This window comes from Geobacter psychrophilus (genome assembly GCF_056821595.1).
The window spans coordinates 2,555,907-2,580,714 of the sequence record NZ_JBXDTU010000004.1 but is presented as its reverse complement, the minus strand read 5'-3'; the positions used below and the strand labels follow the sequence as shown (position 1 = coordinate 2,580,714).

Below are 24,808 nucleotides of genomic sequence, written 5' to 3'. Positions count from 1 at the left end.
CTATCTCCCGGAATTGGCATTGAGGGAGTTTATCATGCTGCTGTAGCTGCCGCTGAGAATCTCCGGACCCGGCTGGGTCTGCGACACTGCTGCGGTCCGGTACGGCAGCGATTTGAAAGGGATATGGGAGAAGATATTGACCACGGCGACCAGGGTGAAACTGAGGATACCAGCGATTACCAGTTTGCTGATGAAGGTTTTCATGATTGCCTCCCTGTTTGAGTTCGTTCGTGCTTCACTTAACGTATTACAGGGAGCGTGCCAAGGCGCAACCACCGCATAACACACTGTTATTTAGTTCTTATTTTAGCACAAACACTGAGCCGTCGCTAAACCGCGTCGCCATTAGTACATTTCGTGTATTACATATATACATTTTGAGCACATTGCACCGACAAACAAAACGGAGGATTCCCTCGGCTGCCGGAAATCCTCCCATTGGTAACGAATCTATTTAAGCCACTCAACTTACTACTTTGATCTCCTGATATCTACCGTCGTCATCAACCCTTCCGGAGTGAATGCCAGCCGCGCATTGACCCGCTCCAGGGTATTGACCAACGCGAGGGTCTTGGAGGCCGTGTCGCTTGCCGGCGGCTGCTTCGGATTCCATGAGGTACCGTGGATAGAACAGGCAACGGCACCGCTCTGTTCGTCGATGCCATAGCGGCCACCCGACGGGCAGTAGTGCTGATACCCCCGCAGACCCGCGATGGTCGCATTGAGGCTGTCCGGAGGAAAACCCAGCGACTTGAGCAGGATGGCGGCCAGGGGCAGGTTCTGCTGACAGGCGTGGCGCAGATCCTCCTGCCATCCCAGGTTGACGGTCTCCTCCAGCTGTTTGAAGGCCGAGCGATAGACCGACATCTCCAGATTGCCCTCATGTTTGGCGACCTCTGCTCCGCCCCCCTTGGAGGAGGCATCCATCAGGTCGGTGACGATATCCCGGCGAGAGGCGATTACCAGACGGTCATCCACGACGGCCGAAAAGAGCCGCAGCTTGAGCAGCCAGATGTTGAAGGTCGCCACGTAGAGCGGCTTGCCGCGGTGATCCTCGATGCTGTAGGTCTCGACGGAGAATCCATCGCTGCTGCCATGCCGTGGACCAAGCGCCCGGAACATCCCGGGGATGGCCTGCTCGGCCTTTTTGGCATCCGTGACCTTGACGGTCAGATAGGTGGGCAGGTTGAGGGCCGAACCCAGGTAGCCTACAATGATCGGCTCCAGCGACGAGCGCCCCATCTGCTGCCCCATCAGCCCCATAGCACTGCCGCCGACACTGAACAGCACCTGGCCGTCGCACAGGTTGAGGGCGATCCCGTCCCCCAGCCAATCGAGACGCAGACCGTTTCCCCGTGCAATGAGGCGCTCCATGCCGCTCTTTTGCAGCCAATCGCTGGCCATATGCCCGCGAATGGACATAATCGTGCGCGGCAGCACGGAACTCTCGCTGAGGACGCCCGGCGAGCGGCCGGAGAAGGCGGCCATTCCGTCGTACCAGGAGTTCTCGATCAGCGGCAGGATACAGGTCTGCACGCGGATATCCTTGCCCATTTTGACCCGGATACCGATCGGGTCGAAGAACTTGGTCCAGTAGCGGTTGTAGTTCTCCACAAAGGCGGTGTACTGTTCCGCCTCCTGGGGGGTAACCTGGTCAAGCGCCACCTCGCCCACCGGAGTCAGCAGCCCCTGGCGATTATGCAGGGAACAGTGCGGCTGGCCGGCCCTGTCGATTTCATAGCTGCCGTGATCAGGGCAGACCGGCGGGGTAGCACCCAGATACCCGCCGGCAACCAGTTCCTGCACCGTCGGCTCACAGCGTTTCTCGGCCCTGAACCAGAGCCGGGCATTGGCCAGCAGGGTCATGTTGCCGGAACAGCGCATGCGGCGCGCCTCGCCGATCTTCCAGCGCGGCCCCACCAGGTTGCGGATGTGGGCATCCGAGAGATAGATAAAGATATCCTCCTCGTCAGCGTTCTGGGGAAAGATGGTACGCATATAGCGGAAATCATCGGCCTGCGCCAGTGCCGGCAGGCGCTTGGCGGAGACCGCCACAATCCGCTGCAGGGCCGGCAGACTGGTGGAGACAATCGCGGTATTGCCCATGATCAGGGTATAGGATGAGATGCTGCGGTCAGGCGAGACCACACTGAAACCGCTGAATCCGTCGACCGTAAAACTGGAACGTTTGGCAGTCTTGCCAGAGGCCGCCTCGGCGTAGCGTTTGTCGATCTGCTTGCGGAAACGCTCCCGGTCCTTGAGGGAGAACAGCACCGTGAAGGCGGTCCCCTCCTTCAGAAAGGGGTCGCTGCTGGTAAAGGCCATCTCGGCGACAACCCGGTCACCGAACATGCGGGTCAGCCAGCTGTTTTCCAGACAGAGCTGATGGGTGACCTTCTCACGTACCCGGAAATCGCGGGCGCTGGCCTGGGCCTGGTGCAGCAGGTTGCCGCCCCACTCGTCCATCAGGTCGGCCAGCTCGATCTGTTTGGTTATGTTGCTGAAGAAGACCGCGTACTGGTCACCCGGTATCATGGCGGCCAGGGCCGGCAGCTGAGGGTTTCGACCTTTAAGCATCTCTTTGAAGGGATGAGACTTTACCGTTGGCCCAACCAGGGCCGACAGAGGCACAGGGCCCTCCTCCGCCTCATCGTTGCTCTTGGCCGAGAACCGCTGCGGGCCGCTGCCGAGCAGCTCCAGCTGCAGCGACTCCTGGATGGCGGCTGCTCCGGTGAAGACACTGTACAAGTCAGGCGGTTCACGCCGGAAACGGCTGACAGCCTCGCGCAGGTTCGGCTCCAGGCCGTAGCGCGGTGCAATCGCCAGATTCCAGTAGTGGGTGTAGGAGTCCTCGCTCCGCGGATCGGCGCTGGAGAGGAGTGCCTGCTGCTGGCGTGCCCAGGCCGCCCGCACATCAGGCTGACTGACAGCGTCTTTCGGGAGCCGGAAACTCACCGCCATCAACGGCTTAAACGGTTCATTGGCCGTTCGTCCCTGGATATTCAGCCGGGCCGGGCCGGGGCGGGAAAAACGACCCGTGACAATTATCTCACGACCTGCGGGAGATGGCACAGAATCCCCGTCATCGTCATCCTCGTCATGTCCCCTGGTGGAGGGTTGCGAGACCTGGGCGTTCACCAGCCAGACATCACCCTCAACAACCTTGACCACAAGTCCCGGCAGCACGGGAGAGTTCCCGGGCAGCGGTACGGCAAGGCGAAACCAGCCTTGATCCGCTTCCCGATGAACCTGGGGCACGATCTGCAGCGTCGGCGTGGAACCTGTTCCAACGGCAGCAACCGCCGCCAGGGATGCAACAATCAGCACGATCACAACCAAGGGAATAACAAAACGTTTCGACATGGAAATCTCCTTTCGAATCAGCGCAGCATGACGCCGCCTGCCAGCGCGCGCAGAGCATTTCGGCGATTGCGGTGCCAGGTAAGTGAATGATGGGTGTACCATGATGACAGGTGAGAGATGAGTACGATTGAAGCAACCAGGACAACCAGGGGGATGACGGCGACAGCCAGCTTGAGAATGAAAGGTTCCATTGTGTGCCTCCCTGCAGAGTGTGTTCGTGTTCCGCTGAACGTATTACAGGGAGTGTGCCAAAACAGCCAAACAGGGATAATGCACTAATATTGCTAGCCTATTCAAATATATTCCTGACACCACAAGAATATTGCAAAAAATAATTTGTACATTTTATGTATGCAGCTAGTACAAATTTTCCAACCGACAACCGTCTAGACTTGACGGAACGACCTACGGTTTTCCCAGGTAATATTCCAGGTTTTCCGGAGAAAAACCGGACATCCTGTTGTTGCCGATAATGATCAGCGGCACGCCACGGCCGCCCAGTTCCTTGTGCCGCTGCTTGGCCGCGCTATCCTTCTCGATATCGTATTTCACATAGGAATAGTTTCTACTTTTCATATAGTTTTCGGCAGCCACACAGTAGCCGCACCACGAGGTGGCATACATCTCAATGGTACCGCTAAAGCGCTCCGTCTTTTTTGCTGCCGACTGGGGAGGCTGTGAAGGTGGTGGGGAACTGTTTCGGCTGTTTTTCGAGGGTGCCGGGGCGGGTGGTGCAGCGGCAAAGTCGTTATCCTTGTAGACCCGGACCTTTCGTTTTTTCGATGCCGGTGGCGGTGTATCCTTGAAGGTCACGACACCGTTTTCTTCCCACTTGTACATTTCAGCCTGGCACGCAATCGCGGAACACAGCATGACCAACACTACAACAGTAACCTGTCTCATGAGAAACCCCTTTTCCTACTCCATGGTGCGGATCAACTGACCGGTCTGCTCATCAACAGTAATGACAAGCCGCTTGCCGTCACTTGGCTGCAACTTTTTACCTCCACCCTGCTGTTCCTTTTCCCGGGCCTGCTGCCGCTCCCATTCCTCCCGCTGCGCCTCGACTGCAGCCATGCGCCGTGCATGGGGATCCTTGGCAACCAGCTCTTCGTCCCAGACCACCTTGACTCGTTTGCGGTATTTCAGGGGAACGTCCTCAAATTGATTAGTGATGACCAGCGCCCCGCTAGAGTCCTTGTATTTGTAAAATTCGGCTTGAACATCTGAGGGACAGAGAAACGGAATGGCAGTCAAGAGAGAACAGAAAAACATCACCGGTAGAAAGGACGATACGTTCACAGAGACTCCTAAACAGAAAAGTTAGTTTTTGAAAATCTACATGAGATTATTAAAAGGTCAAACAAATTAAACATACACCGCATAAACTTCATTTTTCAGGAAACCTTCGCTCACTAGTGAAGAAATCATTGCGAATATTGGAGCGGTGGGCATAGAGAACCAGAAGCACCAGCAGGCAGTAGATGACAAGCTCTCCTGAAAACCAGGACTGACCGTGGCGACTGCGTTCAATCGCCAGAATCACGGGAGAACAGGCCAGGGCCAGCAGGCCGGACATGGTGGTGCGGCGCAGCACCAGCAGAAACAGTACGCTGAGCAGCAGCCCGGCCAGCAGCACGGCAGGCGCCAGAAGGATCAAGCCTCCCGCCAGGGTGGCAAAGCCCTTGCCGCCCCGGAAACCGAGTTGCGCCGGAAAGATATGGCCGGCCGTAACCGCCAGCAGCACGCACATGAGCTGCCACGCCCCCAGAGCCAGATACTGGCCCAGCCAGACCGCCGCCATCCCTTTGCCGGCATCGCCCAGCAGGGTGATGACAAAGCCCTTGGTCCCCAAGAGCCGCCCCACATTGCGGCTGCCGGTGCCGCCGCTGGCCAGGCTGCGGATATCCTGCCCGGCCATCATCCGCACCAGGTAGTAGCCGGTGTTGAAGCAACCCAGCAGGTAGGCGCAGGTTATGGCGATCGCAGCATTGATCATGGCAATGATACCCTCCTCAGCGCCAGCATGTTATTCAGACCATACATGTTAACGCACAACAAAGGAAACGGCATCATGGGTTTTTCCGGCAAGGTCAACCAGCGCCAGTTCGTGCTTGCCGGGCAGCGGTGCCCAGCGCCGGCCTTCTTCACCGGGCGGCAGCAGCGCACCGTTCAGCTGCCATCTGAGTTCACTATTATTGGCGTTCTCGACCTCAAAGAAGACCCGCTGGTTCTGTTCGGGGATATCCGGATCGAGCACGATGATGGTGCCCTCGGGGGGATAGGCGATGCGCGGGATCAGCCAGGCCTCGGCCTTCTGCGAAACAGTTTCCATGGTCGACGGTTCGGTCCCTGCCAGGAACAGTTCGCTGCGCTGGTCCTCACTGCCGGCCCGGAAGGCGGTCCGGGCCAGGATCACCCCGGCAGGTCGGAGTGGCGGGGTGCTGCGCACGTCGCGATGCAGGTAGTTCATCAATTCAAGCCAAACCGGGGCGGCCCCGGAAATGCCCGAGACGTTCCACATGGGTGCGCCGCTGAAGTTACCCACCCACACACCAACCGTGTAGCGCCGGGAAAAGCCCACGCACCAGTTGTCGCGCATATCCTTGCTTGTCCCGGTCTTGACGGCGCTCCAGAAGCGGGTGGTGAGCGGATTGTCGAAGCCGAAGGCGATGCTGCGGGCCGAACGGTCCGCCAGGATGTCGGCTACGATGTGGGCAGCCGTGCGCTCCATCACCCGACGAGATTTAGCCGCCCCGGCGGGTGTCAGCCGCAGTTCGCTCCAGACGCCGTCCTGGGCCAGGCTGCGATAGGCATTGGCCAGCTCCTGCAGCGAGACATCGGCCGTGCCGAGTGCCAGGGAGAAACCGTAGAATTCGGCCGGCCGGGCCAACTCAAAACCTACCCGGCGCAACCGCTCGGCAAAGGGTTCCGTACCGACCAGCAGCTGCGTCCGCACCGCCGGGATGTTGAGCGATGACGACAGGGCGGTCCGCACGCTGACCGGCCCACGGGCACGATGATCGTAATCGTGCGGCACGTACAAACCGCGCTCCGTCGGGATATGCAGGGGAGAATCGTCCAGGATCGAAGCGGCCGTCAGCAGACGCTTCTCAAGGGCCAGTCCGTAGAGGAACGGTTTCAGGGTCGAGCCGGCCTGCCGCCGGGCGGTGACACCATCCACCTGGCTGTCGCCGGCACTGCCGACATAGGCCAGCACATTGCCGGTGGCGTTCTCGACCACGATCACGGCCCCCTCGGCCACGTTCCGGCCCAGTAGGGCATTGAGCTGCTGGCGCAGGGTGATCTGCGCCAAGCGTTGCAGGCGCAGATCGAGGGTCGAAGGGATGCGACGGGCACCTTTCGGTCCGTTCGCGGCAGGCCCAATCAAGCGCCGGGCGACGTGGGGAGCCAGGGCGATGCGCTGCCGAACCCGGTACGGCTGGGACAAGCGCTGGCTGGCAAACTGCTGCATACCATCGGGGTTAGACTGTAGCGCCAATGAGCGGGCCAGGGCTGCAGCCCGCCGGCCCACCTCAGCGGGCAGGGCATTGGGGGAGCGGATCAGCGCCGCCAGGGTGCAGGATTCACGATCGTCAAGCCCGGCCGGTTCCTTGTCGAACAGCCCCCGCGAGGCGGCCGCCACTCCCTGCAGTTCACCCCGGAAGGTGACCAGGTTCAGGTAGGTTTCGAGGATCTCTGCCTTCTTCCAGCTTTTTTCCAGTTCACGGGCCGCATCCATCTGATCCCATTTCTGCTGCATATTCTTGCGACCGGTGGGGACCCCGCCGGTCTTGAGCATGACGGCCAGCTGCATGCTGATCGTACTGGCACCGCGCTTTTTCGAGCCGAACAGCCGGCCGACCGCCGCCGCGCCAATGGCCTTCCAGTCGACACCGCCATGCTCATAAAAGTGCCGGTCCTCCGAATGCAGCACCGCCGTGACCAGCGCCGGCGAGATATCCTTCAACTCCGTCCACTCGAGACGGCGCCCGCTCTTGTCGATGCGCACCTCATGGAGCACCTCGCCGCGCCGGTCGAGGATCAGGGCATCGGAGCGCAGATGGGCGGCTTTAACCTGCGGGAAGGTGGGGAGGGCGCTGGCTTGTGTTGTCAGAACAGCGAGGACAAGCACCGCCAACAAGACATACACTTTTACATCAAACCCCTCCAAGCCTCCCCTTATCAGGGGAGGCTTTAAAGCTTCCCCCCTGATAAGGGGGGATTGAGGGGGGTTGGATGTTGACTTTACATTCTGCAGACCCATCACTCACCCACACTAACCGCATGATTGGGCGCCTCGCCGAACATCTCCGGCGCATACAGCGCCTCGACGCGGGTCGTCGGCAGGTGGAAGCTGCCTTCATTATTGAATCGGATCGTGTACTCGGTGACCAGCTTGCCCTTGGGCAGATAATCGTAATAGGCCCGGTAGGCCTCGAAGCTGCGCTCGTCGTAGACCGGCCAACTCCCTTTGCGCTCCCCCTCGGTGACGATGGCCGAATCCCTCCCCAGCCCGGAACCGAGGATCGTCGTCCCGGCCGGGACCGGGTCGCTGACCGCCACCCAGGTCATGTCGATCTGGGCGTCGATTTCCAGCCGGACCCGGGCCACATCACCACGGTTCCAGTGCCCCTTGACCCGCTGTTCGACCGGCGTCACGGTCTTTTTGATGCGGTAGCCGCTGGAGAGCGGCTCCTTGAGCGGCAGGGCGGCCAGGCTCAGCAGCGTGACCCACGGTTTTCCGGCGCCGTTATGACGCAGGCTGACCTTGGCGGTCCCATCCGGCCAGGGGAAGGTCAGGGTTTTGCCCTTCTTGTCCGCAGCCCACTCGATGATCCGGGCCGTGCCGGCCAGCTCTGCCCGGCTGGAGCCGGCCACCGGGGTCGCCTCGAATTTCTTCGAGAATTTCTCCAAGGCCACCACTCCCCAGGCGTTGGCGATGGTCGTCTCCCAGTGACCATGCTGCTGGCGGGCCATGGCTCCCCGCACCAGGCGGGGTATGTCACTCTGCCAGCTACCCTCATCCATGAAGGTCAGCAGGGTGCGCAGGGCATTGGTATCGGTCGAGACCATCAGCCACCACAAGCGGTCCGACTGCTCGGTGGAGAAGTTCATGATCGTCCCCTGCATGTTCAGGCGCGAGCGGATGATCTGCTCGGCCTCCTTGAGCCGTTTGGCCCGGTCGGGCAGACTTTCGGTCCGCTTGAGGATATTCAGCCAGTCCAGCACGGCCGAGGTCGGCCAGAGGTTGGGTTCCACAGCCACACTGGCCAGCAGTTGTGCGTTGGCCTTGCCCCGCTGTGAAAGCGCCTCGATTGCGGCCAGCTTCTGGATGGAGAGGTCGGCCGTGCTGAGCGGCGACAGCCGGCGGATCTTGCCTTCGACAAAGGCCACCAGCCCCTTTTCCATCTGATCGACCAGATCGTCCGGCAGCTCCCGTCCGGCCTCCATGCTGATGGAGAGGAGGTAGGAGGTCAGCATGGGACTGCCGTCCAGCCAGGGCGAGGGGAAATATTTGACCAGGCCGTGGTTGTCCAGATAGGCCGGCAGGACCGTCAGGATCTGTTTCCAGAGGGCATCATCCTTGAGGCTGATCGCCCGCGACACCTGCTGTTCCATGCAGGTATAGGGATAGTTCCGCATGTACTGCACGACACCGCCCAGCCCCTCGGTCAGCCTGGGGCGCATGACCACGTTGACCCCGCCGCGCCCCTTGAGCGCACCGGCCGGCTGCTGCACGTCCAGATCAAAAGCCTTGTCCAGCTGGGTGATCGTGGCCTGATAGACCTGCACCGGGACCGGTGCAATCACCTTTTGGCTGACCTTGAGCTTGTCGCTGGCATCGCCGCTCTCTTCCTTGGCCTGCACCTCCCAGCTGGCCGTTTCGATACCGGCCGGGACTTCCGCTTGCCAGACAGCATCCCTGGCCTCACCCGGGGTCAGCTTGAGGGCGATCGGCTCGAAGCCGCTTGACAGCGACCAGGAGGGCCGGGCACTCACTGAAACGGACATCTCGCGGTTGGAGGCGTTGCGCACGGTGAAGCGCGCGCTGAAGCGGTCGCCCTGCCGCACCAGTGGAGGCAGGCCGGACAGGACCATCAGGTCCTGGGTCGTGCGGATGCTGGTGCGCCCGGAGCCGAACAGACCGCTGCCGGCACTGGCCACGGCCACCACGGAGAAGCTGGTCAGCGAATCGTTGAGCGGGATCTCCACCGTGGCTTCCCCGTTGGCATCCAGCTTGACCCGCCCCTTCCAGGTCAGCAGGGTATCAAACAGCTCGCGGGCCGAGCGCATGCCGCCCCCGCCGCCGGCCGGCAGCGCCTTCAGGCCGAAGTGGCGCCGCCCGACCACCTGGGTCTGGGCGGTCGAGGTGTGGATTTCGTGCCCGCGCCTGCCCATCATGGCGTCCAGCAGCTTCCAGCTGTCATTCGGCATCAGCTCCAGCAGGCCGTCATCGACCGCGGACAGGGCCACCTCGGCCCCCTTGGGGAGCTCTCCGCCGTCAGCGCGGCTGACCTTGATCCTGATGGTCGCCTTGCCGCGCACCTTGTAGCTGTCGCTGTCGGCCGTCACCTTGACCTTCAACTCGTGGGCCTTGCGACCGACCCGGATCTCGCTGATCCCCAGGCGATAGGAGGGCTTGCCCGGATCAAAGAGGGCCGTCGGCTTGCTCCCCCCCACCCGGCCCCGCACACACAGGGCCGAGACGAAGATATTGGGGGCGTAGTTGCCCTTGATCGGCACAGATATGAGCGGCTCCTTGCCGCTGATCTTGCGCACATAGGCATCCAAAATCCCCTCGCGTTCGACCGTTACCAGCACCGTGGCGGCGCGGAAGGGGGAACGAACCTGGAATTGGGCGGTATCGCCCGGATTGTATGATTTCTTTTCCGGCAGCAGGTCGATGCGGTCGCTGTCGCCGGCCTCAAACCACCATTCCCCCTGGCCGGCCACCCACACATCCCGGTTCGCGGAGGAGCTGTGCCCGTCAGCGTCGGTAACGGTGGCCTGCAGGATGACGTTGCCCGAAACCGGTGACTTGGCGCTGCAAGCCAGCAGTCCCTTGTCGTCTGTTGTCCCGGAGCAGATCTGACCGACCGATTTGGTTTCGGTGACATGTTCGTAGGCATAGAAGCCACCCACCAGCCGTTTGCGGTGGGAAAACTGCTGGCGGCTGAAGAGTTCCACCGCGACCTTGGCCCCGCTCACCGGCTTGCCCTTGACGTCCACGACCACACTCTTGAAGGTCAGGGCATCGGCCGCCGATGACCAGGAATCGGGCTTGATCCCCACCAGCAGCCGGGAGGACCAGAGCGGCACCCGACCGGTGACGGTCTGGATCTCGCCGTTGGGATCGCGGAACTCCAGTTCGGCCACCAGGGTATGGGGGGCGGTGATTTGGGGCAGATCGTCGATCCGGGCTCGCAGGGCGCCGGTCTTATCCAGGACAAACTCCCGGGAGCGGTAGGTCGGCTTCTTGGGCTGGACCTCCTGGCCGGCATCGTCGCCCTCGTCATCATTGGAGCGGTCGGGGGCCTCTTCCTTCACCACCCCGGTTTCGACCTTGTCGTTGGCAAAGGTGTAGTCCTCGTAGTCATCAAAGCTGACCGAGCGCGGACGGGTCTGGGTGCGCAGCTTGACGGCTGCACCACCGGCACCGCCGCCGGAAAGATGCGCCACGTACAGATCGAGCTCCACTGCCGCGGCATTCACCGCCGGTTCCTTGGGCGGCTCAATCACCCCCTTCATGAGCGGCACGCGGAACTCCTCGACCCGGAAGGAGCCCGATTCCCAGCCATCCAGATACGGGGTGCCTTCATCGCCACCCCCGGCGCTGCTATTGGCCGCGTTTTTCGGTTTCCCGGAACCCTTCTTCGCCAGCAGGACGTCGTAGTAGCCCAGCTCGGCACATTTCGGCACGGTCATCTTGGTCTCGGAGGTGTTGTCCGCCTTCCAGACCAGTGGAAATTCATAGCGCTGCCCGCTGCCGCGATGGGTCACCACGACCGCCTTGGGCAGATCCTTGATGCCGCGCAGATCAAAGCCTTTCATGGCATGATTGCGCATGAAATGCTTCATGTGCACCGTGTCCCCGGCCCGCAGCAGTGTCCGGTCGAAAACCGTGTGGGCGATGGTCTGCTCCTTGAAACCGGCATAGGGCAGGTTGAAGCGCCAGCTCTCGATACCCTTGTCCCAGCTGGAATGGACAAAGGTCAGGTCTGCCTGCTTGCGCGCAAACGCAAACAGTCCACCATCCATGCCGCTCAGCATGGACTGCTCGTTATCGCTATAGTAATCGTCGTTGGCTTCGTCATCCTTCGCATCGCGGCAGTAGGGAGGATTTTCCGGCAGTTTGGCCTTGATACGGGCGATGCCGTCGGCGTCGGTCTTGCCCTGCCAGTACAACTTGCCCTTGCAGTCACGGATATTCACGGCGGCACCGGCCACCGGCAGCCCCTTGTCCAGGCTGGTCACCCACACCAGGGATGATTCCCGCCCCCGCTTGAAGTGAGCCGACATATTGGTCACCAGCGCCGCAGACGACACATACATGGGGCGGGGCTTGTCCAGCAGCGCCGCACCCAGGATCGGACTTTCCAGTTCAATGATATGGAAGCCGGCCTTCTTGATCGGGATCCCCACCACCTCGAAGGCCTTCTCGCCATTGGGCTTGGGAATCACGAAATCGTCGGCCCCGACCTTGTTCAGAATCGGCTTGTTACGCCGGGCGGTGCGGACCGTGCGCAGCCACTCGATGATCTTCTCTTCGCGGTCGAGCGGCAGCAGTCGCTGTTTGCCCTTGATGGTCTCGGCCTTGACCTCCGGTTTCTTCTTTGAGCCGGACAGCCAGGCGGAGAGTTTCTCACCCACCGCCTTGACCTTGTCCTTGGCCTTGTCGATGACGGTCGCCTTGGCCTCCTGCGGTTTTTCCTCGACGATCGGCTTCGGTTCATCCGGGTTCAACTGACGGGCCTTGACCCGCGGTTCCAGGTTGCGCAGGGTAACCGGCATCGCCGAGTCGCTGCTCAACTCGACGATGCCGAAGGGGGCGGCAAACTTGGCCAGCGGAGGAAAGCCATCCGTACTGACCGTCAGCGGGAACTTGGCCCGGTTGGCGGGATGACGCCCGGCATCATCAACCAGCCCTTTGGGCAGTTCGATGGAGAAAGACCGCTTTTCCGGAAAGGGGCCGATGAAGCGGAGGCCGTGCACATCGCCGTCGCTTTTTACCGTCTGCTCCCCACCTTCGTCATCGCCCGACAGGTCCGGCTTGTAGACCTTCTTGCCCGAGCGCATGACGATCTTCTTGGCCAGCTTCACCGGCACCGGGGCCGAGAACGTGAGCCGCATGGGCGTCATCGGGATACAGGGGGCGTTGGCATTGGTCCGCTCGCACTGAAAGGCGATCGTGAACTGGTCGCGCACGCTGTAGTTAATGATCTGCTCATCAGCGGTTTTGACACCACTGCTGGAGGCGATGCCCTTGCCCCAGATCAGCTTGACCGCCGCCTTGCTCGGGAAGCTCTGGCGGCAGCGGATGGCAACGGTCCTGTTGTTGTCGCTACGGCCGGCTGCCTTGAGCACGGCAGTGCGTTCGGCCCCCTTGACGATCTGGATACCGAGGGTCTCCGCGATCCCTTCGACGCTGAAGCGGGTGTTGGCCAACACCGAGGCCTCGTCAGCCTCGCCGTCCAGGGTCAGGATAAAGATCTGCCCTTCGTCGATCGTCCGGCCGTCACCGGGACGCGAAGCGATGATCGCCGGTCCGCCGGTGGTGAAGGCAAAGACGCGCTCACCGGCGACCGGAGAGCCCGATAGCGCCTTCAGCCCCTCCCGCAGCGTGAAGCGGCAGGCCACGCCGGCTGCCAGGTCGCGATCGAAGTCGAAGGCCCAATTCTTCACATCCACCCAGCGACCTGAGCCCTTTTCCGGGCAGGCGATCTCAAAGGGGGCTTCATTGCGCGGGTCGCCGAAGGTCGTCATCGCCTCGGAAAAGCGGGCCGTAACCTGGCGGACACCCTTGATCGTCCCCTGGGGAGAAAAGGCGTCCACGCGGGCAGCATCCTGTGCCTGGCATAAGCTGGCGGTAACGAGGAACATGAGGGTCAGGTAGAGGGATGAGAAACGATGCATGCGGGTGGCCTCCTTGATTGCAGGGCAGATGTTAATGGAACAGGAAGGATTATATCAGGGTTCAACTCGAATCATAGGTGTGATAACGCGCTTGAGTGTCTTCTGTGTAGCGAAACTGAACAGTAATGAGGCGCAGCATCTGCGGTCTTTTGTCGACCGCCTGCCGCCGAATGGGTTAGCACCGTTTTCTCTGTCCCGTCTTGTAATAACCTGCTCCTACAATTATTAGTAAAAGTAATCCAATAGGAGTAATTATCATTCCGTTTCTGAGGTGTTTTTTGTCCCTTGCAACTCTATTGTAGTAATTCACTCGCGTGATTCCATCAATTTCGAGTTGGTATATCTTATTGAATGTACTCTCTTTAAATATAAGAGCCTTTACCTCTTTACCGAAATCATTTGCTATCGTTGGATAATAACAGACCGAAAATTCGCTAGTATATTTTTCCCCATTAATTTTATTGTGTACAGCTATTCCCCAACTCTTTCCCATTGATATCTTACTCATCGTTCCGGTTATTTCTTGCAATTGAGATAGGCTTGGTGCAACTAACCCGCCTTGATTAAAATAACCATGAGAAAATTGCAACCCCCCAATAAATATAATACCTACAGGTATTACAATTATGATTCTAACGACTAACTGTTTTACTGAAATGTTTATTTTTTCTGGTTTTATGAGTTCTGAAGTATCTCCAATAGAAGTTTTACGATAAAACCAGTAGGCTGCTATTGATAGTAATCCTGGCACTAATATCAACAGAACTGTAATTAAAGGTAGATCCATTTTTTCTCCGGCAACTCATTGTTCACCGGTCCATGCGCGTACGCGCGTGAACCGGTGATCTACCCAAATGAACATTTATCTCGGAAAACCAGGGACACTCCCCGGTTTTTGCTGATCAGACACCTATCCCTCATTCAGCTTTCCTCTCTCCGGCGGCAGAAAACTTTCACCCGTAACAACGCTTTTTCCGGTCATGTCTTCAAGATCCAGCCTGGCCTTACGGGCGATGCCACTCCTTTGGAAAAAACCAAAATCAATTGTTCACGCAGCGACGCAACGAAAATCTCAAAAATTATCCAAGCCGTAAGCTACTCTCAAGAAAAGCGGGTAACAGGCTGGTTTTTAATGTTGCTTTCCAATAAAGTCCTCTGTCCCCTTATTCTGTTGCCGGTTACATATCAAGTCCCATTACATTCTGACCGGCTGTACGAAGCAGTTTCTGCACGAACTTATTTTTGATGACAGCATCACCCGGTTCAGACACATCCACCCCTTTGCCCATCAAGGCGTTTTTCATTTCCAGCAGGTCGATGCCACCGCCGATTTTTTTTACCAGATCCTCCATCTCCTGCTTGCTGGAGGTCAGGGTGAACAGTTTCTTCAGCGGCGCCCGTCGTTCCGTGCCCATATCCTGGTAGATCGTCCAGAGAGATTTCACATCCGTTATCTCGCCATGGTTCAGATTGCTGTGGCGGTTCAGCGGGTCGAGGCGCACCATGCGCAGGGCAATTTCATCCATCTCGGTCTGACTGAGAAAGACATCGTTGCGTAGCGCGTAGACCGACTTCCAAGCATCGAGATAACCGGGGTCAAGATCGGTGGCCCTGCGGAAATGGGTGTAGGCGTCAGCCTTGCGCCCCTGTGCCTCGCGCAGCTGCCCGAGCAGGTAGTGCACCTGAGGTTTGTTGGGTGTTGTCTTGGCAACCCCCGTTAAGACCTCTTCGGCGACACTGACACTCTGCTGATGGGTGAAAACGCCTTCACAACCGAAGCAAAAATGTGCTACCTGTCCGAACTGTTCCGGCATGCGCTCAAAGGCGATCTCATAATGTTTTTTAGCTCCGGCCAGATCGCCGATAGAGGCAAGCCGTTCAGCAAGCCGCCACTGTACACAGTAGGCATCGGCAAACTGTTCCGAGGCCTGTTCATACACCTTCAGGCTTCTTCGAAGCAGGCCGGCTTTAGTCAGTTTGTCACCCTTCTCAGCCAACCGTACCGATTGAATCACCCGCTCGAAGAACGCGGCATCATCCAGCTTCCCTTTAGCCCTGAGAATCTCACCCAGAACGGCATAGGCCCTTACCCGATCGCCGGGCGGCTCTTCACCGTCGGTGGGATCGATTTTCAGGGCCTGGCGCACGACTATCTCCGCCTCGTCCAGCTTGCCGTCCTTTTTCATCAGCACCGCCTTCCAAATCAGCGGGCGTTCTTCGAAGCGATCCCGCAGCAGCAAACGGTCAAGCCAGGGGATCAGCGGGGAACCGAGCATGTCGGTCAGTGTCTGGTAAGCAGGATCTTCACCCGGTTTGGCGTAGAGATGCCACTTGAGGATCTCGACCGCTTCGGTATCACGCCCGACCTTGTGCAGCGCTCTGGCAGCGATGGGAGCCAGGGACGGAGTGTTATCACTGAGGTCCATCAGGTCAGAGGCGCCCCACCAGCGCGACTTTTCCAGCAGGGTAAGGATGTCATCAAATCGCCCTGCCTTGTCATATATCTGGGCCAGTCGGATCAGTTGACCAGCAATGGTGCCGCCGGACAAGGCCAGGTTCTTGGCGATCAGATTGGCGTTAAACTCGGGAGCATTCAGTGATGACAGCGTGGCGACAATAACCATCTGTTCTGCTTTGGCCAGCTGGTTGTTGTCGATGTAAACGTCAACCAGTTCGTCAAGGGCCTGGCGGCTTTCCCACCCTGTCGTATCGGTCATGCTGAACTGTACGGTCCCGTTTCCCAGCTGGCCCATCATGAGTGCCTCACCTTCTTTCACCAGTTCTTGGTTCGAAAGAAGCATACCGAGGGTAATCAGGCGCGGTGTCATGAGGAGCTTGACCCTGGCGACTGCCTGGCGGGCCTGGGGGGTTTCCTTGCTGTCGTCAGCCTTTACAATGCTTCGCAACAGCTCCACCGCCTCATCGGCCCGGTCCATTGCCAGCAGCAGTTCCACCTTGCGCGACTGCACGACCAACCGTGATTCGAGGTTGAGATTCGGCTTGCTGATAGCGGCATCGAGAATGGCCGTCAGCCCGGCCGCCCCATCTTTACTGGTGGTAATCAAGCCGCATTGCTTCCATAACGGCAACTCCGGCCGGTCGGTCAGCACGCTGCGACACCACTGGTTCAACCCCTCGGCATGGCGGTTTTTATCGAAGGAGTGCCATCGTCGCTCGAATTCTGATGCCTGGAATTCATCCGCCTCCATCCGTTTGCTCAACTCCACCGCATCCATGACCCGATCCCTGCCGATCAGCCCCAGCAGGTAGAGAATCTTGGCCTTGTTTCGAGGGGTGTCCCGGTCCTGATACTGATACTCACGTTCCACAGCTTTGAAGATCTCCGGCTCGGCCTTGTCCTTGGCGCTTTTCTCGGGAAAGCGTTTGCTCATCACCTCGTACAACTCCGTATCGTTCAGCCCGGTCACCAGTTCCCACTGTGGTTCGGTCAGCAGATCGGTACGTCTGGTAGCCAGCTGCTTGGCCAGATCCAGACTTTTCCCGCCGGACGGCACACGAAGGGAGACCCCCGGAACCGTCATGGCCTTGAGGAGCAACTCTTCGGCCCGTTTCTCCCCAGCCATTGCAACCAGATCAGGCGCCAGCACTTTGATCTGCCCCTTGGGCCGTTCTCCCTGCAGCGACTGCAGATAGGTCTCGAAGCTCTCAACGGTCGGAACATCACCCTTGCCGATGCCAGGGCGCTGCTGGTCGCCGCGCAGATCCATCAAGTTGAAAGCATAGCGCTGGCCCCCGGCCATGGTCACAGCCGCCTTCAGTTCAGCCAGACCCTTGTCGAGGGCAGGCTTGTCTTTGGTTAGGTAGGCCAGCAAAACATGCAACACAGTATCCTGGATGGCGTTGCCGGATGGCGGCAGCTTGTCCAGACGGGATTTGAGAGTTTCCCAGGTTGCCGGGGCCGGGATGGAGGATATGAGGCTGGTCAATGACGGCGTTTTGGCATCTGGCGGAGCATAGGGGTTTACGGAGTTTGCCTTGATCGCCTCGGGAGGCAGGAGCTTGAAGCGATCGTACAGCTTCAGCCAACGCTCGACAGCTACATCGACCGGCAGCTTGGCGCGTTCTGCCTTGAAGCTCTCAAGGTCCCGCATAAACAATTCAGCTTCGCTTTTGTCCGAATCCACTTTCTTATCTTCAGCTCCGACCGCTTTATCAATGCGGGCCAACGCCTCGATGGCGCCTACCAGATCATCGGCAAAGGCTGGCACCGATACGCAACACAAAGTTGCAAGCATAGCAGTGGTAAAATTACAAATGACTCGCCATGACACACTTGAAGTTATACCCATTTCACTCCCCCTTGTTTGACGCTCGTTTGTACATTCTCTTCGAAGAAAACCAAGGGCACGCCCCGGTTTTTGTTGATCATATTATTTATCCCTCATTCAGCTTTCCACTCTCCGGCGGCAGAAAACTTTCACCGGTAACAACGCTTTTTCCGGTCTTGTCTTCAAGATCCAGCCGGGCCTTACGGGCGATGCCGCCGCCTTTCTTTCCCGCCTCTTTGTTTTCATGCATACCCGTGCACGATCCAGCGAACGCGCCGGATCAGCAATATCCTGCATCCGCTCGTAACCGACCTTGGCCAGCCAGAGCTTGATCGGCTCGGCCTTGAGGCTTGGCACCGATTGGATCAAACGCAACAACACTTCGGGACTGGCAACATCGGTAAGATATTTTTTCCCATCCGCAGCCTCCAATTTCAGTCGGTGACAATTTGTCACCGACTCACTTCCTTCCTTGTTCAGCCTGTTCTTCAGAACCTTCCAGTAGTTTCTGGCTGCTTGGAAATCAGGCTGTTACAGTAGCGCCCGGATAAATATCCACGACAGAGAAGTACCAGGTCTCCGTCTGTTCATCGTAGACCCTACTAATGTCATAATCTTCGAATGATACTGGAGTGATATTCATACATTCCTCTGCGCTGTTTAATTATGTGCAATATCCCATTGAAGGACGTTTATCGTGCCTGTGATGTGTTACACCACCCCGCACCCGATTTCAACGACAAAACGAGGTGCAAAGGAACTTTACACCTCTGTTTTTACAATTTATTTCAGCAAGTTGCACATATACTGTAAAGTTTCTTTACACTTTGTTTCTGAAAGTACATTCCTCCCGATTTTAGTCAGAAATTAACTTCCGGCTTCAATGCAAGCCACGTTGACAGTTAGCAGATTTTGATGTTTATTTATGTTCAGACAGAGGAGAAGGATCAAGTCAGTTTTTCACATATGCCCCGGGAGGACACCATGCTTCAAAACACGATCTGTTCAAGGATTGCATCGCGTTTGATGATTGTGCCTGTGATTGTCGGCCTGCTGTCTCTCTCAGCACCTGTCAGCCTTGCCCGCGCCGGCCAGGGCCAGGCCTCACCCCAGTCAGACTCCGCCACCCCGCCGGCATCGACGGTCAAGCTGATCTTTATCCACCACTCCACCGGCGAGAACTGGCTTACCGATGGCAATGGGGATCTGGGAATTGCCCTGGGCAGCAACAATTATTTTGTCAGCGATACCAATTACGGCTGGGGGACCAACACGATTGGCGATCGCACCGACATTCCCAATTGGCTGGAATGGTTCCGCAGCGACGATACCCCCACCTTTATGGCAGAGCTCTACGCTGAAAGCGGACAAAATTCAAACTATACACGCTCTATGTCCGACCCGGGCGGTGCGAACGAGATCATCATGTTCAAATCCTGCTTCCCAAATTCAAACCTGTCAGGCAACCCCGAAGACCCCCCATCGGCAGCAGACGACTGGTACACGGTCGGGCACTCCAAAAATGTGTACAACCAGCTGTTGCTCTACTTCCAGCAGCATCCCGAAAAATTATTTGTCGTGATTACTGCGCCGCCGCTTTCATCCTCATCAACATCCTCAGCCAATGCCGCCAATGCGCGCGCCTTCAACCAGTGGCTGGTCAACGACTGGCTGAGCCAAAACAGCTATAGCTTGAAGAATGTGGCTGTTTTTGATTTTTACAATGTCCTTACCAGCAACGGCGGCAGTTCCACTGTCAATGATCTGAATTCGGTTAATGGGAACCACCATCGCTGGTGGAATGGAGCTGTTCAGCATAAGACCGATGGAGGTACTAATTTTCTCGCCTACCCATCGGGCGATGACCATCCCAGCCGGGCCGGCAACCTGAAAGCCACAGGCGAATTTGTCCCCATGCTGAATGTCTTTTATAACCGTTGGAAAACCGCTAGCAACCCTACCTTTCGCCTGACGGTGAACGTTGTGAGCGACAACGCCAGCAAAGGGGGCGGAAGGATCTACAACAACGGTACAACCCTGATTGACTGCTCCAATACCGGCAGCAACGCTACGCTAGCGACCGGCACCTGCTGGGCCGATCTTGCCCCCGGCGCCAACATGAGCCTCATTCAATCACCCGACAACGATTCCACCCCGGCTACCTGGAGTGGTGGCGCCTGCAGCGGAACGGGGCTCTGTGAAGTTGCCAATATTTCCGCCAATACAACCATTACCGCCACCTTTCCCTACTCCGCCATGGCAAAGCTCTCTTCGAGCAATATAGGTTATGAATCCCTCGTTTCTGCCTACACTGATGCAGCGACAAGCGACACGATCCAGGCCCGGGCAGTGACGTTTATTGAAGGTTCAGCAGGTTCTGCTGTTACTCTGAACGACAGTAAGACGATCAAACTGTTCGGCGGTCTGGATGCCTACTACTCGGCTACCGGCGGTCATACAACGATCAGGAATGCCCTCAAAATCAGAAGTGGACGCTTGAATGTTTTAGGTGGAATAAAAATTCAGTAGAACGGCAACCCTCACCCCCCCACCGCCGCCAGTGCAATCTCCTTGATCCCCTTCAGATCCAGCTTGCCGGTCCCCAGGATCGGCAAGCTCTCCACCTCAACGTAACAATCGCGCCCCGGCTTCCACAGGTTGGGCAGCGGGCTCTCGGCCATATGGCGCTGCAGGGTCTCGGCATCGGCCGCCTCCCGTGCGAACAGTACCACCAGCTTTTCTCCCTTCTTCTCGTCCGGTACGGCCGTAACCGCCACCACGCCGGCCTGTCCCAGACGACCATGCAGCTCGTCCTCCACCACCCCATGCGGCACCATCTCGCCGCCGATCTTGCTGAAGCGCGACATGCGGTCGGTGATGCGGATGAAACCGTCGTCGTCCATGATGCCGATGTCGCCGGTGACGTACCAGCCATCCCTGACCACCTCGGCGGTCTTGCCCGGCTGCCCCAGATAGCCCAGCATGACGTTGGGCCCGCGCACCAGCATCAGACCGGCCTCACCCTGTTTGACGGTCGCGCCGCTCTCCGGATCGACCACCCGGATGGCCACACCCGGTATGGGATGCCCGACACTGCCCTCTTTGGCGCCGTATTGGCGCACCCCGCCGACCTCCACATCCGGCAGGGACAGGGTGATGACCGGCGACAGCTCGGTGGCGCCGTAGCCTTCCATGGGGCGGACGCCGAACTTCTCCTGGAAGGCGTCGGCCACCTTGCCCTTGAGCTTCTCGGCGCCGGTGATCACCAGCCGTAAGCTCGCGAAATCCTCCCGCTTGGCCCGGCGCAGATAGGCCAGCAGGAAGGTGGGGGTGGCCAGCAGGATGGTGGAACGATGCTCGCGCACGACCTGGGCGATCTTCTCACCATCCATGGGGTTGGTGTGGTAGGCGGCGGAGAAACCGGTCACCAGCGGAAACCAGAGGGTGGCGGTGAAACCGAGCGAATGGAAGAACGGCAGGGCCGAGCAGACGTTGTCGTTCAGGGTGGCACGGAAGACCATGCGGAAGGCCTCGATGTTGGACATGATGTTGTGGTGGGTCAGCATGACCCCCTTGGGCTCGCCGGTGCTGCCGGAGGAGAAGATGATCGTGGCCACGCTGTCGGCCGTAAAACCCTCCCGGTTGCAGAGCAAACGGACCGGGAACAGACGCGCCTTGAGCAGGGCCAGCAGCTTGTCCCTGCCGCTGATGGTGGGGAGGATATCCTCCAGCATGATCATCCCCTCCAGCCGCGGCAGGGAGGGGACCTTCTCCAGAAAGGCCCGCGAGGTGATGATCGTGGTGATGCCGCATTGCTGCACGGCCGAGCGCAAGGACCCTTCGGCGGCGGTGTAGTTGAGGTTGACCGGAATCCTGCCCAGCAGCGACAGGGCCAGGTTGGCCAGAACGCCGCCCACGGAGGGGGGCAGGAGCAGGCCGACGTGTTCAGCCCGATCAAGTTGCTGCTCCAGCTTCCCGGCCAACGCCAGCGCCCCGGCCAGGGTGCGGCCATAGGTCAGGGCCTTGCCGGAGGTGTCCGCTACCGCCCGGCGACGCCAGTTCTGGCGGGCAGCCTGGATGAAGTATTCTTCCAGGGCCCGGCGGCGCGGCTTGCGCGAATCAAAGTAATCGCAGGAGAGCTCCATGACCGCCTGGCGCACCTCCATGGCAGTGCTGGTGGCAGGCATGGGGGTGCCGAACAGGACCGTCATCGGATAGGGGGAAAAGGCCGGCAGGGTCGACATCATCCGGCCGTGGGCATAGGAGAGGATGCTGCCCCAGGCCCCGCCGATGTAGACCGGGATGATCGGGTAATTCGTGCCTTTGACGATCCGCTCGAAGCCGCCGCGGAACTCGCGCAGCATGCCGTTGCGGGTCAGCTGCCCCTCGGCGAAGATGCAGACCATGTAGCCCTCGTCCAGGGCGGTGCGGGCCTGCTTCATGAACTCCATCAACCCCTTCCGGCCATCCTCCGACGAGACCGGAATGACCTTCAGCAGACGGAACAGGCCGCGCAGCAGGTGGGTATTGTAGACACGGCGCTCCATGACAAAACGGATGCGGCGCTGGTTGGTGGCGGACAACAGCAGGGCATCCAGCCAGGTGACGTGGTTGGGGATCAGCAGGGCCGGCCCTTCGATCGGCAGGTTATCGGCACCGATGATGCGCAGACGGTAGAAGACCCGCATCGCCACCAGGGCCATAAAGCGTACCAGAAAGTCGGGCAGCACCCAGAAGGAGATCAGGGTAACAACCAAGGTGAGAACACCCACGGTACTGAAGCCCTGGGCCGCCGTCATCCCCAGCGGGCCGCTGATCAGGTAGGTCAGCCCCGAAGCCAGCAGCACGCCGACCCAGTTGATGAAACTGGAGGCCGCCAGCACCTCGCCCCGCTTGGCCGGCTCGGCCCGGAACTGGATGAAGGTCTGCAGCGGCAGACTGAAGAGTCCGGCCGAGATACCGAACAGAACCACGATCAGCATGCAGGCCGGCAGGGAAGAAGGGATCGCATGCAGCAGCACCGGTGAGATTGTCAGGCCGATGGCACCGATCGGAACGATGCCGAATTCCACATCGCGGCCGGAGAGCTTGGCGGCCAGCAACGAACCAATCCCGATCCCCAGGGCCGCCGCCAGAAAGAGGTAGCCGCTCTGGGCCTCGGCCAGCCCCATGGACTGCATGCCGTAGGCGATCAGGTTGAGCTGGGCAAAGGCGCCGATGAACATGAAGTAGGCCTGCCCGATGACTGCCAGCATCAGCTGGTGATCATGGCGGATGGCCAGGACCGTACGCAGGATCTCGGCCGGAAACCAGGCGATCTGCCGCTGCGTGTCGGCCCGGGTGGTGGCCTCCATCCCGCTGGCGGACCAGAGTCCGGCCAGCGCCACCCCCAGGCAGAACAGGGCCGCCAGCCAGTAGCGTCCGTCGACGGACTGGGTCAGGACCGAGGCCAGCACCGTGCCGCAGATGATGGCCAGGTAGGTGAATGATTCGATCAGGCCGTTGGCGCGTGAGAGCTGCTCGCGCTCAGCCAGCTCGGGGATCACGCCGTACTTGGCCGGGGCAAAGAAGGCGCTGTGGACCGCCATCATGAAGATCACCAGGTAGAGCCCGTTGTGCCAGCCGAAGTAAAAGGCCCCAACGGCCAGGGCGGTCACGATCACCTCGACCAGCTTGACCGCCACGATCACCCGCGATTTGCGCAGGCGGTCGGCCAGGCAGCCGGCCGGAGCCGAAAAGAGCAGGAACGGCAATACAAAGGCCGCACCGACGGTAGCTGTAATCACACCCGCCTTGTCAGCCCCCTGCACCCCGATCAGGCAGAAGATGATCAGCAGCTTGAGGATGTTGTCGTTCATGGCCCCCAGAAACTGGGTGGCATTGAGGCGATTGAAGGACGATGACATGGCGGATTTTGCGTTGTCGTTATTCATGGCTATTCCTCGTCACAGGTATGGTTATTCTTTTGCAAAGAGAAATGCGATCTGCAAGCAACTGCGCACAGTTTCCAAATATTTCCTCCGTCACCCCCAGGGCGCGTTTCAGCCCCACGTCCTGATCCCAGGGGTTGCGGATGACAGCTAGCCGACGGGTCGCAGCAAACGACAAGCGGTAGGCATGCCACAAGGGAGAGGTGATCGGGCTGGAGATGATCGGCATGTCGCTGCCGTACAGCAGGCGACCATGAATCCCAGAATGGCGCAGCACCTTGGCCAGATGTCCCAGGCGATTGGCCTGGGTCAGACTGGAAAAATCGGCGTACAGATTGGGGAATTCGTCAAACATCGGCAGCAGCCGCTGCAGGTTTGGCTGTCCGTCGTTGCGGCCGTTGCTGGCGCAATGGGCGGCGATGACCGTCACCCCCATTTCCAGTGCCCGGTGCAGACGCCGGGGGTCGGCCAGATGATTTTGGGCTCTGGTAAAGGACTCCTCGGAACCGGTATGGCTCAGCAGGGGCAACTGCAATTCCTGCAGCCGCTGGTAAAACGGTGCCAGGCTGGCATCGGCCGGATCAATGCCCTGGATGGAGGGGAGCCATTTGAGCAGCACCGCCCCCTCTTCCACAGCCTGATCAAGCCGTTCCAACGCATCCGGGCGATAGGGGTTGATGCTGGCGCCGAACAACAGATTGGGATAGTTGCGGCACTCCCGCGCCAGGTAATCGTTGGGGATGTAGATCTCCGTTCGGTCGCGGTCCAGCTGCCCCCGATTGTCCACGACACCGTCCATGGCCAGTACAACGGCAGCCGCGACCTGCCGGGACTGTTCCAAACCCTGGGAGAGCCGCTCCAGCACCAGACCATCGCCGTGCTGCTCCAGCTCTGACTCGCTGACGCCGAAGGCCTTGAGAAAAAAGCGGTAGCGCAGGTTGCGGCGCAGCGCCGGGGAGACAAAACAACCACTGTTGCCGGCTCCGATACCGGCGGTGTGGCAATGAATGTCGATGATGGTGGTGTTGGTCTGCATGAGTACTCTCCCATGATGGCGGTCACCATAGCAAAACTGCAGCGGCATGGCGA

At 59.2% G+C, this 24,808-nt stretch carries 14 protein-coding genes; 1 reads left to right on the top strand and 13 read right to left on the bottom strand.

Features of this window, described 5'->3' with window-relative positions; all coding sequences use genetic code 11:
- The 11 genes from ACOCF6_RS14480 to ACOCF6_RS14430 all read right to left on the bottom strand — a co-directional run bounded on the left by ACOCF6_RS14480 (position 1) and on the right by ACOCF6_RS14430 (position 18,039).
- Entirely contained in the window at positions 1 to 204 is a 204-nt protein-coding gene (locus ACOCF6_RS14480; RefSeq protein ID WP_482461043.1) for a hypothetical protein, read from the bottom strand.
- Between the two features lie 267 nt (positions 205 to 471).
- Positions 472 to 3,363: a hypothetical protein gene (locus ACOCF6_RS14475; protein ID WP_482461042.1), complete on the bottom strand. Its 2,892-nt coding sequence runs from the start codon at positions 3,361 to 3,363 to the stop codon at positions 472 to 474.
- Between the two features lie 17 nt (positions 3,364 to 3,380).
- Complete coding sequence (locus ACOCF6_RS14470; RefSeq protein ID WP_482461041.1) at positions 3,381 to 3,554, bottom strand: hypothetical protein; 174 nt, start codon at positions 3,552 to 3,554, stop codon at positions 3,381 to 3,383.
- A gap of 214 nt (positions 3,555 to 3,768) precedes the next feature.
- Positions 3,769 to 4,266: a glutaredoxin domain-containing protein gene (locus tag ACOCF6_RS14465; protein ID WP_482461040.1), complete on the bottom strand. Its 498-nt coding sequence runs from the start codon at positions 4,264 to 4,266 to the stop codon at positions 3,769 to 3,771.
- A 15-nt stretch (positions 4,267 to 4,281) separates the two neighbouring features.
- Positions 4,282 to 4,665 carry a hypothetical protein gene (locus ACOCF6_RS14460; protein WP_482461039.1) on the bottom strand — a complete coding sequence of 128 codons (384 nt, stop codon included), beginning with the start codon at positions 4,663 to 4,665 and terminating at the stop codon, positions 4,282 to 4,284.
- Between the two features lie 88 nt (positions 4,666 to 4,753).
- Entirely contained in the window at positions 4,754 to 5,362 is a 609-nt protein-coding gene (locus ACOCF6_RS14455; RefSeq protein WP_482461038.1) for a glycerol-3-phosphate acyltransferase, read from the bottom strand.
- Between the two features lie 48 nt (positions 5,363 to 5,410).
- Positions 5,411 to 7,516 (bottom strand): penicillin-binding protein 1C, encoded by a 2,106-nt coding sequence (pbpC, locus tag ACOCF6_RS14450; RefSeq protein WP_482461037.1) that lies wholly within the window; start codon positions 7,514 to 7,516, stop codon positions 5,411 to 5,413.
- Positions 7,517 to 7,629: 113 nt separating this feature from the next.
- Positions 7,630 to 13,500, bottom strand: coding sequence for an alpha-2-macroglobulin family protein (locus ACOCF6_RS14445; protein ID WP_482461036.1), 5,871 nt, complete (start codon positions 13,498 to 13,500; stop codon positions 7,630 to 7,632).
- A 175-nt stretch (positions 13,501 to 13,675) separates the two neighbouring features.
- Positions 13,676 to 14,287, bottom strand: coding sequence for a hypothetical protein (locus ACOCF6_RS14440; protein ID WP_482461035.1), 612 nt, complete (start codon positions 14,285 to 14,287; stop codon positions 13,676 to 13,678).
- A 391-nt stretch (positions 14,288 to 14,678) separates the two neighbouring features.
- Positions 14,679 to 17,810, bottom strand: a complete 3,132-nt coding sequence (locus ACOCF6_RS14435; RefSeq protein WP_482461034.1) for a tetratricopeptide repeat protein — start codon at positions 17,808 to 17,810, stop codon at positions 14,679 to 14,681.
- A gap of 85 nt (positions 17,811 to 17,895) precedes the next feature.
- Positions 17,896 to 18,039 carry a hypothetical protein gene (locus ACOCF6_RS14430; RefSeq protein WP_482461033.1) on the bottom strand — a complete coding sequence of 48 codons (144 nt, stop codon included), beginning with the start codon at positions 18,037 to 18,039 and terminating at the stop codon, positions 17,896 to 17,898.
- Positions 18,040 to 18,773: 734 nt separating this feature from the next.
- Here ACOCF6_RS14430 and ACOCF6_RS14425 point away from each other — a divergent pair.
- Positions 18,774 to 20,318: a hypothetical protein gene (locus ACOCF6_RS14425; protein WP_482461032.1), complete on the top strand. Its 1,545-nt coding sequence runs from the start codon at positions 18,774 to 18,776 to the stop codon at positions 20,316 to 20,318.
- Between the two features lie 11 nt (positions 20,319 to 20,329).
- Here ACOCF6_RS14425 and ACOCF6_RS14420 read toward each other — a convergent pair whose 3' ends face one another.
- On the bottom strand, positions 20,330 to 23,722 hold the full coding sequence (locus tag ACOCF6_RS14420) for an acyl-[ACP]--phospholipid O-acyltransferase (protein ID WP_482461031.1): 3,393 nt from the start codon (positions 23,720 to 23,722) through the stop codon (positions 20,330 to 20,332).
- Positions 23,715 to 24,755: an amidohydrolase family protein gene (locus tag ACOCF6_RS14415; RefSeq protein ID WP_482461030.1), complete on the bottom strand. Its 1,041-nt coding sequence runs from the start codon at positions 24,753 to 24,755 to the stop codon at positions 23,715 to 23,717. The genes ACOCF6_RS14420 and ACOCF6_RS14415 overlap by 8 nt, the downstream gene beginning before the upstream one ends.
- Positions 24,756 to 24,808 lie beyond the last annotated feature (53 nt).